General features: G+C 67.1%; 11 protein-coding genes. 1 reads left to right on the forward strand and 10 read right to left on the reverse strand.

Translation table 11 applies throughout. The features are described from left to right. Positions 1-10: 10 nt before the first annotated feature. The 3 genes from K6L26_RS23005 to K6L26_RS23015 form a co-directional block, all read right to left on the reverse strand. The gene (locus K6L26_RS23005; RefSeq protein WP_019344432.1) at positions 11-517 is read right to left on the reverse strand and encodes a DUF6912 family protein; all 507 of its coding nucleotides are present in this window, start codon (positions 515-517) and stop codon (positions 11-13) included. A 9-nt stretch (positions 518-526) separates the two neighbouring features. Continuing rightward, on the reverse strand, positions 527-2,290 hold the full coding sequence (locus K6L26_RS23010; RefSeq protein WP_047038120.1) for a BCCT family transporter: 1,764 nt from the start codon (positions 2,288-2,290) through the stop codon (positions 527-529). An 84-nt stretch (positions 2,291-2,374) separates the two neighbouring features. Next, positions 2,375-3,784 (reverse strand): WS/DGAT/MGAT family O-acyltransferase, encoded by a 1,410-nt coding sequence (locus K6L26_RS23015; protein WP_019344434.1) that lies wholly within the window; start codon positions 3,782-3,784, stop codon positions 2,375-2,377. 256 nt (positions 3,785-4,040) lie between these two features. Between K6L26_RS23015 and K6L26_RS23020 the strand changes: the two genes are divergently transcribed. Further along, positions 4,041-4,541 (forward strand): Rv3235 family protein, encoded by a 501-nt coding sequence (locus tag K6L26_RS23020; protein WP_085140973.1) that lies wholly within the window; start codon positions 4,041-4,043, stop codon positions 4,539-4,541. Here K6L26_RS23020 and secA read toward each other — a convergent pair. From secA to K6L26_RS23055, 7 genes are all read right to left on the reverse strand, one after another. After that, positions 4,538-7,390, reverse strand: coding sequence for a preprotein translocase subunit SecA (gene secA / locus K6L26_RS23025; protein ID WP_047038085.1), 2,853 nt, complete (start codon positions 7,388-7,390; stop codon positions 4,538-4,540). The genes K6L26_RS23020 and secA overlap by 4 nt on opposite strands. A gap of 173 nt (positions 7,391-7,563) precedes the next feature. Further along, positions 7,564-8,247, reverse strand: coding sequence for a ribosome hibernation-promoting factor, HPF/YfiA family (gene hpf / locus K6L26_RS23030; RefSeq protein ID WP_043367789.1), 684 nt, complete (start codon positions 8,245-8,247; stop codon positions 7,564-7,566). Between the two features lie 297 nt (positions 8,248-8,544). Further along, entirely contained in the window at positions 8,545-9,174 is a 630-nt protein-coding gene (locus K6L26_RS23035; RefSeq protein ID WP_221851605.1) for a ComF family protein, read from the reverse strand. A 108-nt stretch (positions 9,175-9,282) separates the two neighbouring features. Continuing rightward, on the reverse strand, positions 9,283-11,043 hold the full coding sequence (lpqB, locus tag K6L26_RS23040) for an MtrAB system accessory lipoprotein LpqB (RefSeq protein ID WP_019343549.1): 1,761 nt from the start codon (positions 11,041-11,043) through the stop codon (positions 9,283-9,285). Beyond that, a complete protein-coding gene (gene mtrB, locus K6L26_RS23045) occupies positions 11,040-12,701 on the reverse strand; it encodes an MtrAB system histidine kinase MtrB (protein WP_043367788.1) in 1,662 nt (553 codons plus the stop codon). The genes lpqB and mtrB overlap by 4 nt, the downstream gene beginning before the upstream one ends. Further along, positions 12,698-13,384 (reverse strand): two-component system response regulator MtrA, encoded by a 687-nt coding sequence (mtrA, locus tag K6L26_RS23050; protein ID WP_019343547.1) that lies wholly within the window; start codon positions 13,382-13,384, stop codon positions 12,698-12,700. Before mtrA ends, mtrB begins: the two co-directional genes overlap by 4 nt. A 52-nt stretch (positions 13,385-13,436) precedes the next feature. After that, a complete protein-coding gene (locus tag K6L26_RS23055) occupies positions 13,437-14,069 on the reverse strand; it encodes a dTMP kinase (protein WP_019343546.1) in 633 nt (210 codons plus the stop codon). Positions 14,070-14,116: the final 47 nt, after the last annotated feature.

Raw genomic sequence — 14,116 nt, forward strand, 5'->3', positions numbered from 1 at the left:
TCCTTGTCGGTCAGAGCAACTCGAGCAGGAACGGCAACTCCTGCGGGGCGTACCAGGCGAGGTCGTGATCCTGGGCGTCTCCCACCGTGAGCTCGGCGTCCTCGTCCCCGAGATCCGCGTCGTCGATGACGTCGACGGCGGCCAGCACCGCAGGCTCCGCGTCGGCGTTGTCGACGTAGACCGCGATGACGGCGTCGATCGGCAGCGGCCCGGACAACCGCACGACGGCGTCGTCGAGGTCCGGACGCACGGTTACCTGATCCGCGTCGGCAACCACCACGGCCCGGCGCGGCGGCAGACCCGGCTGCGACACTGAGTCCGTGCCCGCCAGCAACCGCAGTGAGGCCAAGGCGGCCTCCCGCAACGCCACTTCGGCGAGTTCGTCGTCGTCACCCTCGGCGTAGGCCTCCCGCAACGTCGGCGTGACCGCGAAGGCGGTGCCGTTCACGACCAGCAGGTGGCCGTCGGCGACAAGCTGCTGCAAGGCGACCAGGGTCGTCGGGATGTACACGCGCACACCGCGACACTAGCGGTCTTCGGCGTCTTTTCCCTCGTCGGCTTGCGGGTCCTTCTCCACCGCGATCACGAAGTCGTCGCCGTGCTGGGTGACACCGGCGACCACGGCGTCGTTGACGGCCTCCACCGCGTACTGGCGACGCACCACCAACGGATCGTTTCGCAGGTCTCGGACCAACGCCACCGCGAGCCCGATCATCACCAACACGAACGGGACCGCCACGATGATGGTGATCGACTGCAAGCCGTTGAGTGCGTCGGCTCCGCCGACCAAGAGCATCACCGCCGCCACCGCGCCGGTGGCGACACCCCAGAAGATCACCGTGGGCCGGGTCGGCTTGATCGTTCCGCGCTCGGACAGCGAACCCATCACGATCGACGCGGCGTCGGCACCCGACACGAAGAAGATGGCGACCAGCACCATCACCACCACGCTGGTGACCGTCGCGATCGGATACTCGCCGAGCAAGCTGAACAGCTGCTGCTCCTGGCTGCCCATGCCGGCCAGGTCGACACCCTTCTGTTGCTCGAAGATGGCCGCGCCACCGAAGACACAGAACCAGACCACCGACACCACACTGGGCACCAGCAGCACGCCCGTCACGAACTGCCGGATGGTGCGGCCACGGGAGATCCGGGCGATGAACATCCCGACGAACGGGGTCCACGAGATCCACCACGCCCAATAGAAGATGGTCCAGCTCTTCAGCCAGGTGCTGACCGCCTCGCCTTCGGCGCCGGTCCGCGCCGCCATCTGCGCGAGATCCCCGACGTAACTGCCGATGGAGGTCGGAATCATGTTCAGCATGAATATCGTCGGGCCGACCAGGAAGATGAACAGTGCCATGGCCAGCGCCAGCACCATGTTGATGTTCGACAGCCACTGGATTCCGCGGGCCACACCCGACACCGCCGACAACACGAACGCCACGGTCAGGATCGTGATGATGCCGATCAGGATGGCGTTGCCGGTCTGACCGATGCCCGCGACGATGTGCAGGCCGCTACGGATCTGCAGCGCGCCGAGGCCCAGCGAGGCGGCCGAACCGAAGAGCGTGGCGAAGATCGCCAGCATGTCGATCACCTTGCCCCACGGCCCGTTGGCGCGTTTGCCCAGCAGTGGCTCGAATGCCGCCGAGACCAATTGCAGCCGGCCTTTGCGGTAGACGCCGTAGGCAATGGTCAGACCGACCACGGCGTAGATCGCCCACGGATGCAGCGTCCAGTGGAACATCGTGGTGGCCATCGCGGTCTCGGCCGCCCGGGGATTGCCCGGGCCTCCGGTGCCCGGCGGCGGTGACGCGAAGTGCGACAACGGCTCCGACACCCCGAAGAACATCAGGCCGATACCCATGCCGGCGCTGAACATCATCGCCACCCATGAGGTGGTACGGAACTCGGGCTCATCGTCGTCGCGTCCCAGCGGGATGTTGCCGTACCGGCTCAACGCCAGCCAGATCACGAACACCACGAAGCCGGAGGCGGTGAGGACGAACAGCCAGCCGACGTCGGCCATCACCCAGCCGAGAGCGGCGGTCGAGGCGGTAGCGAGGGAATCAGTGTTGACGAAACCCCAGATCAGGAAGGCGACAGCGATCGCGGCGGTCACACCGAAGACGACCCAGTCCATACCGGCCCGCCGGGTGTAGGCCTTCTGCTCGACCGGCACGTCGAGCACAGGGTGCGGCACCACGTCGCCCGTCGGGGACTTCAGCGCCTTCTTGGTGGCTTCCTTGGCTTCTTGCGTGTGCTTGTCGGGTCTACTTTTTCGCATCTCAGTGGCCATGGTGAATTCATCAGACCGCGAACCGAGCGCGAGGTCAAATACATCGAGTATTTGCCAGAGCCTGCCCAGGACCTACTTAGCCGCCTCCAATAACTCTTCGAGAGATTCCCGCAAGAGGCTCGGCAGGACGTCGACGTCGCTCATCGCGTCGCGGTCGGCATTGATACCGAAATACAACTGGCCGTCGTACGAAGTGACCCCGATCGCCAGGACTTGGTTCTGCAGCAGCGGCGGCACCGCATAGGTCTCCAGCAGCTTCGTCCCAGCGATGTACATCTGCTTCTGCGCGCCGGGCACGTTCGTGATCAGTAGGTTGAACAACCGCGCCGAGAACCCGGTTGCCACACGGATGCCCATGGCGTGCAAGGTCGGTGGCGCAAACCCGGACAGGGTCACGATCGTGCGCGCGTCGACCAGGCTGGCCGCGGTGGGATGCGATTCGGTGGCATGGGCGATCTGCGACAGCCGCACCACCGCGTTGCCCTCACCGACCGGAAGATCGACCAGGAACGGCGAGACCTCGCTGATCGCCTGCCCCGGGCCCGAGGAGTCCAGTTCGGCGTCCGGATACACCGACATCGGTGCCATGGCCCGCACCGTGGTGGTCGGGGTCACCGGTTCCCCGCGCGACAGCAGCCAGTTGCGCAGCGCGCCGGCGACGACCGCCAGCACGACGTCGTTGATGTCGCAGTTGTAGCGGGCGCGCACCAGCCGGTAGTCCTCCAACCGATGCTGGTCCACCGAGAACCGGCGGTTGCGCGAGACGCGCGTGTTCAGCGGGCTGCTGGGCGCGGTGCCACGCGCCACCGTGCGGGCCACCTCAGCGACCCGACGACCCACCGCGGCCAGCTCGCTGGCACTCGTGGCCACCTCGGTCACGGTGTCTCGCAGGGCGGCCAGCTGGCTGGTCGGCCGGGCGATCCACTCGCCGATCGCACCGAGCACCAACTGCCTGTCGCTGGGTTCGCGGGCGGGAATCCAGATGTCCTCGCCGAACTCGGGCGGCTTCTGTGTCCGGTCGACGATGACGTGCCCGATTTCCAGCGCTGGCATGCCGTTGACCAGCGCCTGATGCGTTTTGGTGTAGATCGCGATGCGGTTCTTGGTCAGCCCTTCGACCAGGTACATCTCCCACAGCGGCCGCGTCCGGTCCAACGGCCTCGAGCCCAACCGGGCGATCAGGTCGTGCAGTTGTGCATCGCTGCCCGGAGACGGCAGCGCCGAACGCCTGATGTGGTAGGTGATGTCGAAATCCGCGTCGTCCACCCACACGGGCCGGGCCAGGCCCAGCGTCACCTCGCGCACCTTCTGCCGGTACCGCGGGATCTGCGGCAACCGGCGCTCGACGGTCTCGAGCAATGTCTCATAGCTCAAGCCGGTCCGCGGCTTGCGCAGGATCGACAAGGAGCCGACGTACATGGGCGTAGCGGTGTTCTCCAGGTGGTAGAACGCTGCGTCGGACGCCGACAGCCTGCTCACCATTCGGCGCCAACCTCCCCTTCTGCTCCCCTTGGACCCCGTCACGTTAACCGGCGATTCGGCCACCCCGCATCACGGGTAGTGCCATGCGTCAATTACACCCTCGCGGTCACGCAATCGGGTAACCGTTCCCGTACCGACCCATACCCGGCAGGCACCGGATTATCCGCAGTGCGGCACGTCGAACCCGTGCGATCATGGGGTGGTCTGCACCTCTCCAGCAGATGTCGCCCGTCATACCGACCGCTGGAGGCTGCCTGTGCCCGTCCCGAAACTCACCGCGCCGTCCGCCCGTTCGCGTCCTGCGCGCTCGCCGTTGGTTGCTCCGGTCATCGACTGCGAGCCGCCCGCGCTGCCGCTGGGGGCGCCGACGTGCCCGGCGCCGACCGTGCTGCACGGGCACACCGCGCGCCGGTTGCGGCTGGTCTCCCCCGAGCCGGAACGGCAATTGCAGCCCGGCGCGGCACAATTCGCCGATATGGCATTGCGCCGGGTCCTTGAGGTCGCCGACCGGCGCAGGCCTCCGGCCCAGCTGAGGTCGTTGATGAGCCAGCTACTGCTCGACGCGGTCGTCGCCGCCGCCACCCCGCGGCACCCCACCACGGCCAGCCTGCGCCGGGTGGGGCTGCGCCCGGCAGCCTCGTCCGAGGCCGCCGAGCTGTTCGCCACCTACACCCGCGGTGCCCGGGTGCGCGCCATCGCCGGGCGTATCGAATTACGCAGTGGCCGTTGGCAGGTCACTGCGCTGCAGTTGGGTTAGCCCTTGCGGTGCGACTTGGACGGCCGGCCGGTCTTGGCCTGCTTGCGGGCCGCTTCACGGCGCTCCCGCCGGGTGCCGCCGGACGGCGCGGAATGCCGCCCGCCGCCGGAGCGCTGCACCTCCGCCGTGCCGTCTTCCGCCGGTCCCGTGTAGGTCAGCGGAGGGGCTTCGGTCTCGATTCCCTTCGCGCGCAACGCCGGTGCGGGACGCTCCTTGGTGGCCACCGCACCAGACTCCGCGTCGGCCGAGGTGGCCTCGCCGGCCTTTGCCGCGGCCGCCGCCGCAAACTCGGCCAGCCCACTGGGCGCCGCCACCGGCGCGACCTGCGCGCTGGGCGGTGCCGGCGCGGCCTCGACCTGAACGTTGAACAGGAACCCGACCGACTCCTCCTTGAGGGCGTCGAGCATGCCGACGAACATGTCGTAGCCCTCGCGCTGGTACTCGACCAGCGGATCGCGCTGGGCCATCGCCCGCAAGCCGATGCCCTCCTTGAGGTAGTCCATCTCGTAGAGGTGTTCGCGCCACTTGCGGTCGATCACGTTGAGCAGAACGTTGCGCTCCAACTGCCGCATCGCGCCCTCGCCGGCCAGCTCCTCGAGCTGCTTCTCACGCTCGGCGTAGGCGCGGTCGGCATCCTTGATCAGTGCCTCGAGCAACTCGTCACGGGTCAGCTCACCGGGCTCACCGACCGCGTCGGAGTCGATCAGGTCGTGGTGGTCGATGCCGACCGGGTACAGGGTCTTGAGCGCCTCCCACAGCTTGGCCAGGTCCCAGTCCTCGGCGTAGCCCTCGGCGGTGGCGCCGTCGACGTAGGCGGTGATGACGTCGACGAGCATGTCGTGGGCCTGTTCCTGGAGGTTCTCCCCCTCCAGCAGCATCCGCCGTTCCTTGTAGATGACCTTGCGCTGCTGGTTCATCACCTCGTCGTACTTGAGGACGTTCTTGCGGACCTCGAAGTTCTGCTGCTCGACCTGGGTCTGCGCACTCTTGATGGCGCGAGTGACCATCTTGGCCTCGATCGGCACATCGTCGGGCAGGTTCAGCCTGGTCAGCAGCGATTCCAGCGTCGCGCCGTTGAACCGTCGCATCAACTCGTCACCCAGCGACAGGTAGAACCGGGACTCACCCGGGTCGCCCTGGCGGCCGGAGCGGCCGCGCAGCTGGTTGTCGATACGCCGCGACTCGTGACGCTCGGTGCCCAGCACGTAGAGACCGCCGGCCTCGACGACCTTCTCGGCCTCCTTGCTGGCCTCTTCCTTGATTGCCGTGAGGGTTTCGTCCCAAGCCGCCTCATACTCCTCGGGCGTCTCCACCGGGTCGAGGCCCTTTTCGCGCAAGCGCTTGTCGGCCAGGAAGTCGGCGTTGCCGCCCAGCACGATGTCGGTACCGCGACCGGCCATGTTGGTGGCGACGGTGACGGCGCCGAGCCGGCCGGCCTCGGCGATGATGTTCGCCTCCTGCTCGTGGTACTTCGCGTTGAGCACGTTGTGCGGAATCTTGCGCTTGGTGAACTGCCGCGACAGGTACTCGGAGCGCTCGACGCTGGTGGTACCGATCAGGACGGGCTGACCCTTCTCGTACCGCTCGGCCACGTCGTCGACGACCGCGATGTACTTGGCTTCCTCGGTCTTGTAGATCAGATCGGACTGATCCTGACGGACCATCGGCCGGTTGGTCGGGATCGGCACCACGCCCAGCTTGTAGATCTCGTGCAGCTCGGCGGCCTCGGTCTCGGCCGTACCGGTCATGCCGGACAGCTTGTTGTAGAGGCGGAAGTAGTTCTGCAGCGTGATGGTGGCCAGGGTCTGGTTCTCGGCCTTGATCTCGACGTGCTCCTTGGCCTCGATGGCCTGGTGCATGCCCTCGTTGTAGCGGCGACCCAGCAACACACGACCGGTGAACTCGTCGACGATCAGCACCTCGCCGTCGCGGACGATGTAGTCCTTGTCGCGCTGGAACAGTTCCTTGGCCTTGATGGCGTTGTTGAGGTAGCTGACCAGCGGCGAGTTGGCGGCCTCGTAGAGGTTCTCGATGCCCAGCTGATCCTCGACGAACTCCACACCCAGCTCGTGTACACCGATGGTGCGCTTGCGGATATCGACCTCGTAGTGGACGTCTTTCTCCATCAGCGGGGCCAACCGGGCGAACTCGCTGTACCAGTTGGAGGCGCCGTCGGCCGGACCGGAGATGATCAGCGGGGTCCGGGCCTCGTCGATCAGGATCGAGTCGACCTCGTCGACGATCGCGAAGTTGTGGCCGCGCTGGACCATCTCGTCGACCGAGTGCGCCATGTTGTCGCGCAGGTAGTCGAAGCCGAACTCGTTGTTGGTGCCGTAGGTGATGTCGGCGGCGTAGGCAGCGCGACGCTCTTCGGGAGTCAGGCCCGACAGGATGACGCCCACGTCCAGGCCGAGGAAGCGGTGCACGCGACCCATCCACTCGCTGTCGCGTTTGGCCAGGTAGTCGTTGACGGTGACGACGTGGACACCTTTACCGCTCAGCGCGTTGAGGTAGGCGGGCAGCACCGCGGTCAGGGTCTTGCCCTCACCGGTTTTCATCTCGGCGACGTTGCCGAAGTGCAGGGCGGCGCCGCCCATGATCTGGACCTCGAAGTGCTTCTGGGACAGCACCCGCCAGGCGGCTTCGCGGGCGACCGCGAACGCCTCGGGCAGCAGGTCGTCGAGGTCCTCCCCGTCGGCGATCCGCTTCTTGAACTCGTCGGTCTTGGCACGCAGCTCGGCGTCCGAGAGCTTCTCCATGTCGGAGGCCAAGGTGTCGACATAGTCGGCCACCTTCTTGAGGCGCTTGACCATGCGGCCTTCACCGAGACGGAGCAACTTCGACAGCACGCTATTTCCCCTGTGGGTTCGATGGGATCCCCTGGTCGGGATCGGCCGGGCTTGTTGGCCTCCATCGTAGGTGACCGGTCGAAGTCGCTGGTTCTGCTGGCGCGAAGAAACAAAAACGCACCCCGGAAGGCTCCGAGGTGCGCTTTTGTTTCTCCGGCCCTGGCCGCGGCGTGTCAGGCCAGGCGGATCAGCCCGTAGTCGTAGGCATGGCGGCGGTAGACCACCGACGGGCGGTCACTCTCTTTGTCGTGGAACAGGAAGAAATCGTGGCCGACCAGCTCCATCTCGTAGAGGGCGTCGTCGACGGTCATCGGCTTCGCCGGGTGTTCTTTGACCCGCACGATCCGGCCCGGTTCGTGGTCGTCGAGAGCTTCGACGGCCGAGGTTGGCTCGTCTGGCACGGTTTGCGTGTCCGACAGCGCCTCGTGGGCCGTGGCTTCGGCCAGCGAGACCGGTGTTTTGTCGCCGTAGTGGATCTTGCGGCGGTCCTTGCTCTTGCGGAGCCTGCTCTCAAGTTTGCCAGCCGCGGACTCCAGGGCAGCGTAGAAACTGTCCGCGCAGGCCTCGCCACGGACCACCGGGCCACGGCCGCGGGCAGTGATCTCGACGTGCTGGCAGTTCTTGCGCTGACGGCGGTTGCGTTCGTGGTCGAGTTCGACATCGAACAGGTAGATGGTGCGGTCGAACCGCTCCAGGCGCGACAACTTCTCCGACACGTAGATCCGGAAATGGTCTGGAACTTCGACGTTTCGACCCTTGACCACAACCTCTGCGTTCGGCTCCGGGGTGGCGTCGCCGACCTGCTCGTCGGGGTCGACCACCATGGTGGCGCTTGTGTCCGGGGAATGGGTTGACATACTCGGCAACTCGTTTCTCTCAGTTGTCACACGCTTCGCGCGTGCCCTACTTCTCAACGAATCGGAATGTGCCGATGGGCAGTGAAAGTTTGCTCCACCCAGCGGCGAAAGGTGTCGGGTACTCACCTCCTACCGTCTGGCAGTGAAGTGGCGCTGCGTTTCTCAGAGCGCCGCCGTGAGTCGTTCACGGGTCGTTGCTGCCGACGGTAGTCCGTGTTCACCCACTCGTGCCACCAATTTCAAATACGTGTTCTCAGTTCTTCATGCGGGTTTGATCACAGCGAAACGATCCGTACGTCACGCGTGCGAAATCGCCAGCACAGCCGACACCTGTGCACCGGCCTGAGCGAGCATCCGCACGGATTCGGCCGCTGTGGCTCCGGTCGTGACGATGTCGTCGACCAGCACCACTTCGCCGGCCACGGGCCTGATCAGACGGACCCGACCGGCGATGTTGCGCTGCCGTGCGGCGCCCGACAGGCCCACCGAGTCGCGGACCCAGGGGCGCAGCCGCAACGCCGGCACGACGCGCACGCCCGGCAGACCGGCTGAGGCCGACGTAGCGATCCTGGTGACCGGATCACCGCCGCGGCGACGAGCCGCGGCCCGGCGAGTCGGCGCCGGCACCACCGCCACCGGAGTGCCGACGATGCCCCAGGTCAGCAGATGCTGCAGCCCGCCGTTGAGAGCGGCGGCCAACGGCCCGATCAGGTCGGCGCGGCCGTGCTCTTTGACCGCGACGATCGCGCGCCGGCGGATACCGGCGTGGCGTCCCAGCGCGAACACCGGTACACCGGGATCCGTGCGCGGAGCGACCAGGTGCGGCTCGTCGTCACCGACCCCCAGCTCTGCCGCACACGCCGCGCACCACCGCGTCGACGGTGCTCCACAGCCACCGCATTCCAGCGGCAGAACGAGGTCGAGCATGCCGACAGTCTGCGCGGGCCCGGTGACATGGCCGCCGGTTTCTACCGCACGGTCGCTTCAAGCGTCGTGGCACAGCCCAGGTGCAGAAAGCGATGCGCGGGCCGAGGCTCAGCCGGGCAGCACCGGCATCGCGCCCGGGACCATCAACGGGCGCACATCGACCCACCCCGGGTTATCCTCACTGGCCGACGCCGACAGCTGCGACACGCCACGTTGGTCGGCTACGTACACCGTCGACGGATTGGCGGCCACGGTGCCCACCGGGACCACCAGATTGCGACTAGGCCCGTCGGAGTTGACGCCGTCGAGATTCACATACGAGACGGGGTGGGCCGGATCGGTCCGGCTGACGACGATGTCGTCACCGGTCCGCCAGGACAGCGACACCGCGGTATTGCCCAGGCCATAACCCAGGCGCCGCGGATAGGTGAGCAGGAACTGGCCCTCGGGGGTGCGCTCGATCCCGGCCAAGATCACCTGGCCCCCGATCACCATCGCCGCCCGGGTGCCGTCGCGTGAGAGCTGCAGCTCCGTGATCGGGCCCGGGAATCGGGTGACCACCGCCGCAGCGTCGACCGGGATACGGGCCGGTACACCGGAAGCGTCGCGAATGGCCCGCACCACGTTGGCGTCGTCGACCACCACCCACACCGCCTCGTCGAGCGACCAGCTGGGCCGGGTGAGGGTGCGCCCCTCGATGGCCTTGGCGGTTGGTCCGCCCAGCGGCCCCATCCACAGCGAGGCGGCAGTGGCTTCCGGCGCGTCGGGCAACACCACCACCGAGGCAGCGTCCTGGCCGTTGCGCGAGACCGAAGCCGACTTCTGGTTGGGCGCCGAGCCGAATGCTCCGGGCACCGGGGTGGTGTGCTGCCCGTCGACGGCCACCAGCGAGCCCCCTACGAGCGCATGCAAACCGGCTGCCGCGCCGGGGACCGCCCCTGGATCGGCCGCCGCGACGTCGGAGGTTTCCCAGCCGTCGGCGAACCGGTCATCCAGCGGGGCGCCGTCGGCGTTGATCACGTAGGGTCCGCTGATCCCGGCCCGCGACAGAGTCCAAATGATCTGTGCGGCAAGCAGTTGACGGCTGTGCGGATCGGTGGTCGACAGGTTGTCGAGGTCGATGCGGGCGCCACCGTAGCCGCGGCCCACTCCGGTCTTGCCACCGTCGGCGCGGGTGACCGGACCACGCATCCGCAGCGGTGCGTCGAGCAGGTTACGCACCGATCGGGCCATCTCCGGACGAGGCCCTGCCACCAGTTTGGAGATCAGTTCGGTCGCCAGTTGGTCAGGATCGGAGACCGCGACGTAGCGCGGATCGGGCACCACCGTGGTTCCGGTCGGGTCGACGAAATAGAGGGTGTTGCGCTTGTAGGTCGACTGAAACTGTTGCCAGTCGAGAAAAACCCCGTTCGGCAACCGGTCGATGCGCCAGCCGCCAGGGGTTTGGACGAGTTCGATGGGACCGGGGTCGGGCAATGCTCCCTCCCCTGTCTCGAACACACCCATGTCGGACAGCGACCCCAGGATGTCCGCCCGCATGTTCACCGAAACCCGGTCCGAGGCACGGGTTTCGGTGAACACCACGCGGTCGAGCAACAGCGCGCTGCCGGCGTCGTCCCAGGCACTGGAAGCGGACTCGGTGAGAAACTGCCGGGCCGCCAGATGCCGGTTGGCGGGATCGGCAGTGGCCTTGAGGAATTCGCGCAGCAGCACGTCGGGTTCCATTCCCGGCGCCGGCTTGGGCAGGTTCGGTGGGGCCGGTTTGTCGACCGTGCCGATGGCCTGCGGGGAGGACGAATTCGGGATTCCCGCACAGCCGGACACCAGCACTACCAGACCGACGATCACCACCGTCAGCAGGCGCTTCACACGCTTTCCTCCGCATGCTCCCGGTCTCGGTTGGAGCGCTGTCGCTGTTTCTGCTGCGGCGCAACAGGTTTGAGCGGCAACGGGCTGGTGGTGACCTTGTGCCCACGCACCAGCGGCAGCGTCAGACGGAAGCAGGCGCCCTTGCCCGGCTCGCCCCACGCCTCCAGTCGGCCCTGGTGCAGGCGGGCATCCTCGATGCTGATGGCCAGGCCCAGGCCGGTGCCGCCGGAGCGGCGCACCCGCGACGGGTCCGACCGCCAGAACCGGCTGAACACCAGCTTCTCCTCACCGGGGCGCAAGCCGACGCCGTAGTCGCGGACGGTGACGGCCACGGTGTCCTCATCGGCGGCCATCCGGATACGCACAGGTTTGCGTTCGGCGTGGTCGATGGCGTTGGCGATGAGGTTGCGCAGGATCCGTTCCACCCGGCGCGGATCCACCTCGGCGATCACCTCGTCGGCGGGCATGTTGACGTCCAGCTCAACCTCGGCGTCGGCAGCAAGGTGCCCGACGTTGTCCAGCGCGCTCTGCACGGTCGAGCGCAGATCGACCGATTCCACCGACAGCTCGGCGACACCGGCGTCGTGGCGGGAGATCTCGAGCAGGTCGGCCAGCAGCGTCTCGAAGCGGTCCAGCTCGTTGACCATCAGTTCGGTGGACCGCCGCAACGCCGGGTCGAGATCCTCACTGTGGTCATGAATCAAGTCGGCTGCCATGCGCACCGTGGTCAGTGGGGTACGCAGTTCATGACTGACGTCAGAAGTGAAGCGGCGCTGCAGGTTACCGAATTCCTCGAGCTGCTGGATCTGGCGCGAAAGGCTTTCGGCCATGTCGTTGAACGACACCGCGAGCCGGGCCATGTCGTCCTCGCCGCGCACCGGCATCCGTTCGGTGAGGTGTCCTTCGGCGAACCTCTCGGCGATCCGCGAGGCCGAGCGCACCGGCTGCACGATCTGGCGGGCCACCACGAGGGCGATGGCGGCCAGCAGGCCCAACAACACCACGCCGCCGGTCGCCATGGTGCCGCGCACCAACGAGATGGTGCTCTCCTCGTTGTTCAGCGGAAAGATCAGGTACAGCTCGAGATTGGGCACCGACGAGGATGCCGGGCTCCCGACGATCAACGCCGGCCCGGAAAACCCGTCGGTGGCCACCGTGGCGTACTGGTAGCTCACCTGCCCGGCTTTGACGAAGTCGCGCAAGGCTTTCGGCACCTGCTGCACCGGCCCCGCCGCGGCCGCTTCGCGCGGGCCGTCTCCGGGAACGATGAGCACCGCGTCGAACGCACCCGCCACGTCGGCACGAGCGTCGGCCTTGCGGTCGATCAACGTGTTGCGTGCCAGCTGCAGGCTGCTGTCCAGCGAGCGGCTCTCCTCCCCGCCGACGATGCCGCCGACCGTGACGCGGGCGCGCTCGACCTCCTCGGTGGCAGCCTTGACCTTGACCTCGAGGATCCGGTCGGTGATCTGGCTGGTCAGCACGAAGCCGAGCACCAGGATCACGGCGAGCGAGAGTCCCAATGTCAACGTGACCACTCGTAGTTGCAGCGAACGACGCCACACCAAGCTCAGCGCCCTGCCGAGTGTCCCCAATCCGCGCAACAGTGGGCCGGAACCTCCCCAGCGCCCACGGATGCGCCGTCTGGAGCTGAAGATCACGGGGGTCCGGCCTTGTATCCCACTCCTCGAACGGTCAACACCACCTGCGGGTTCTCCGGGTCTTTCTCAACCTTGGCCCGCAACCGCTGGACATGCACGTTCACCAAACGGGTGTCAGCGGGGTGGCGATATCCCCACACCTGTTCGAGCAGCACATCACGAGTAAACACCTGGCGCGGTTTGCGTGCCAGCGCCACGAGCAGGTCGAACTCCAGCGGTGTCAGCGAAATCTGCTCACCCTGACGGGTGACCTTGTGGGCCGGCACATCGATCTCGACATCGTTGATCGACAGCAGCTCGGCAGGCTCGTCCTCGTTGCGGCGCAGCCGCGCGCGCACGCGTGCGACCAGCTCCTTCGGCTTGAACGGCTTCATCACGTAGTCGTCGGCGCCGGATTCCAGGCCCAGCACCACGTCAACGGTGTCGGTCTTGGCGGTCAGCATGACGATCGGCACGCCGGAATCGGCGCGCAGCACGCGGCACACGTCGATCCCGTTCATGCCGGGCAGCATCAGGTCCAGCAGCACCAGATCCGGTCGCAGTTCACGTACCGCGGTGAGCGCCTGGCTGCCGTCGCCGATGACCGCGGTGTCGAATCCTTCACCACGCAAGACGATGGTGAGCATCTCGGCCAGCGATGGGTCGTCATCGACGACAAGGATCCTTTGCCTCATGGTGTCCATGGTGTCACCAGATCGCGACAAAACCCGGGTACCACACGCGGGTTTCTCCGCTTTATCTGCTGCTTAGCCGAATCGCGAGGGCGGCCGGATCTACCTCCGGTCCCGCGACGGCCCACCGGCCGCACCAGTCGGCGGCCGCCAGCGCGGCATAGACCTGACCGGTGCGCAGCTGCAGCCCCCCGTCACGCTCATAGGCGTCCTTGGCGCGATCGGCCTCGGTGTTGGCCCGATGCTCGGCCCGCTGCGCGGCCAGCTCGGTCGGGACGTCCAGCAGCACCTGCCAATCCGGAGCGGGCATCTTCAGGCGCTCGAATTCCAGCTCACGCACCCAGTCCACCGCCGCGCCGTCGGCGTGCTGGTGCAGCCGGGCCGCGCTGTAGGCCGCGTTCGAGGCGACGTAGCGGTCCAGGATGACGACGTCATAGGCCGCCAGCAGGTGCTCGATCTCCTCACGGGCCCCGGCCCGGTCGAGCGCGAACAACGTGGCCATCGCATAGACCGAGTCGGCCAGGTCACCGTGCGCCCCGTGCAGGGCTTCGGCCGCCAGGTCCGCAGGAACGGAGCGGTGGTACCGCGGGAACGCCAGGCTGCCCACCGACAAGTGAGCGCCCTCGAACGCCGCCCGCAGGCCGCCCGTCAAAGTGCGTTTGCCTGCGCCGTCGACACCTTCGATCGCGATGAGCACAGCAGCAGCGTAATTGGTGCAGCACACCGATACGCGACCGCGACGTC

The organism is Mycobacterium farcinogenes, assembly GCF_019739075.1.
GTDB lineage: Bacteria > Actinomycetota > Actinomycetes > Mycobacteriales > Mycobacteriaceae > Mycobacterium > Mycobacterium senegalense.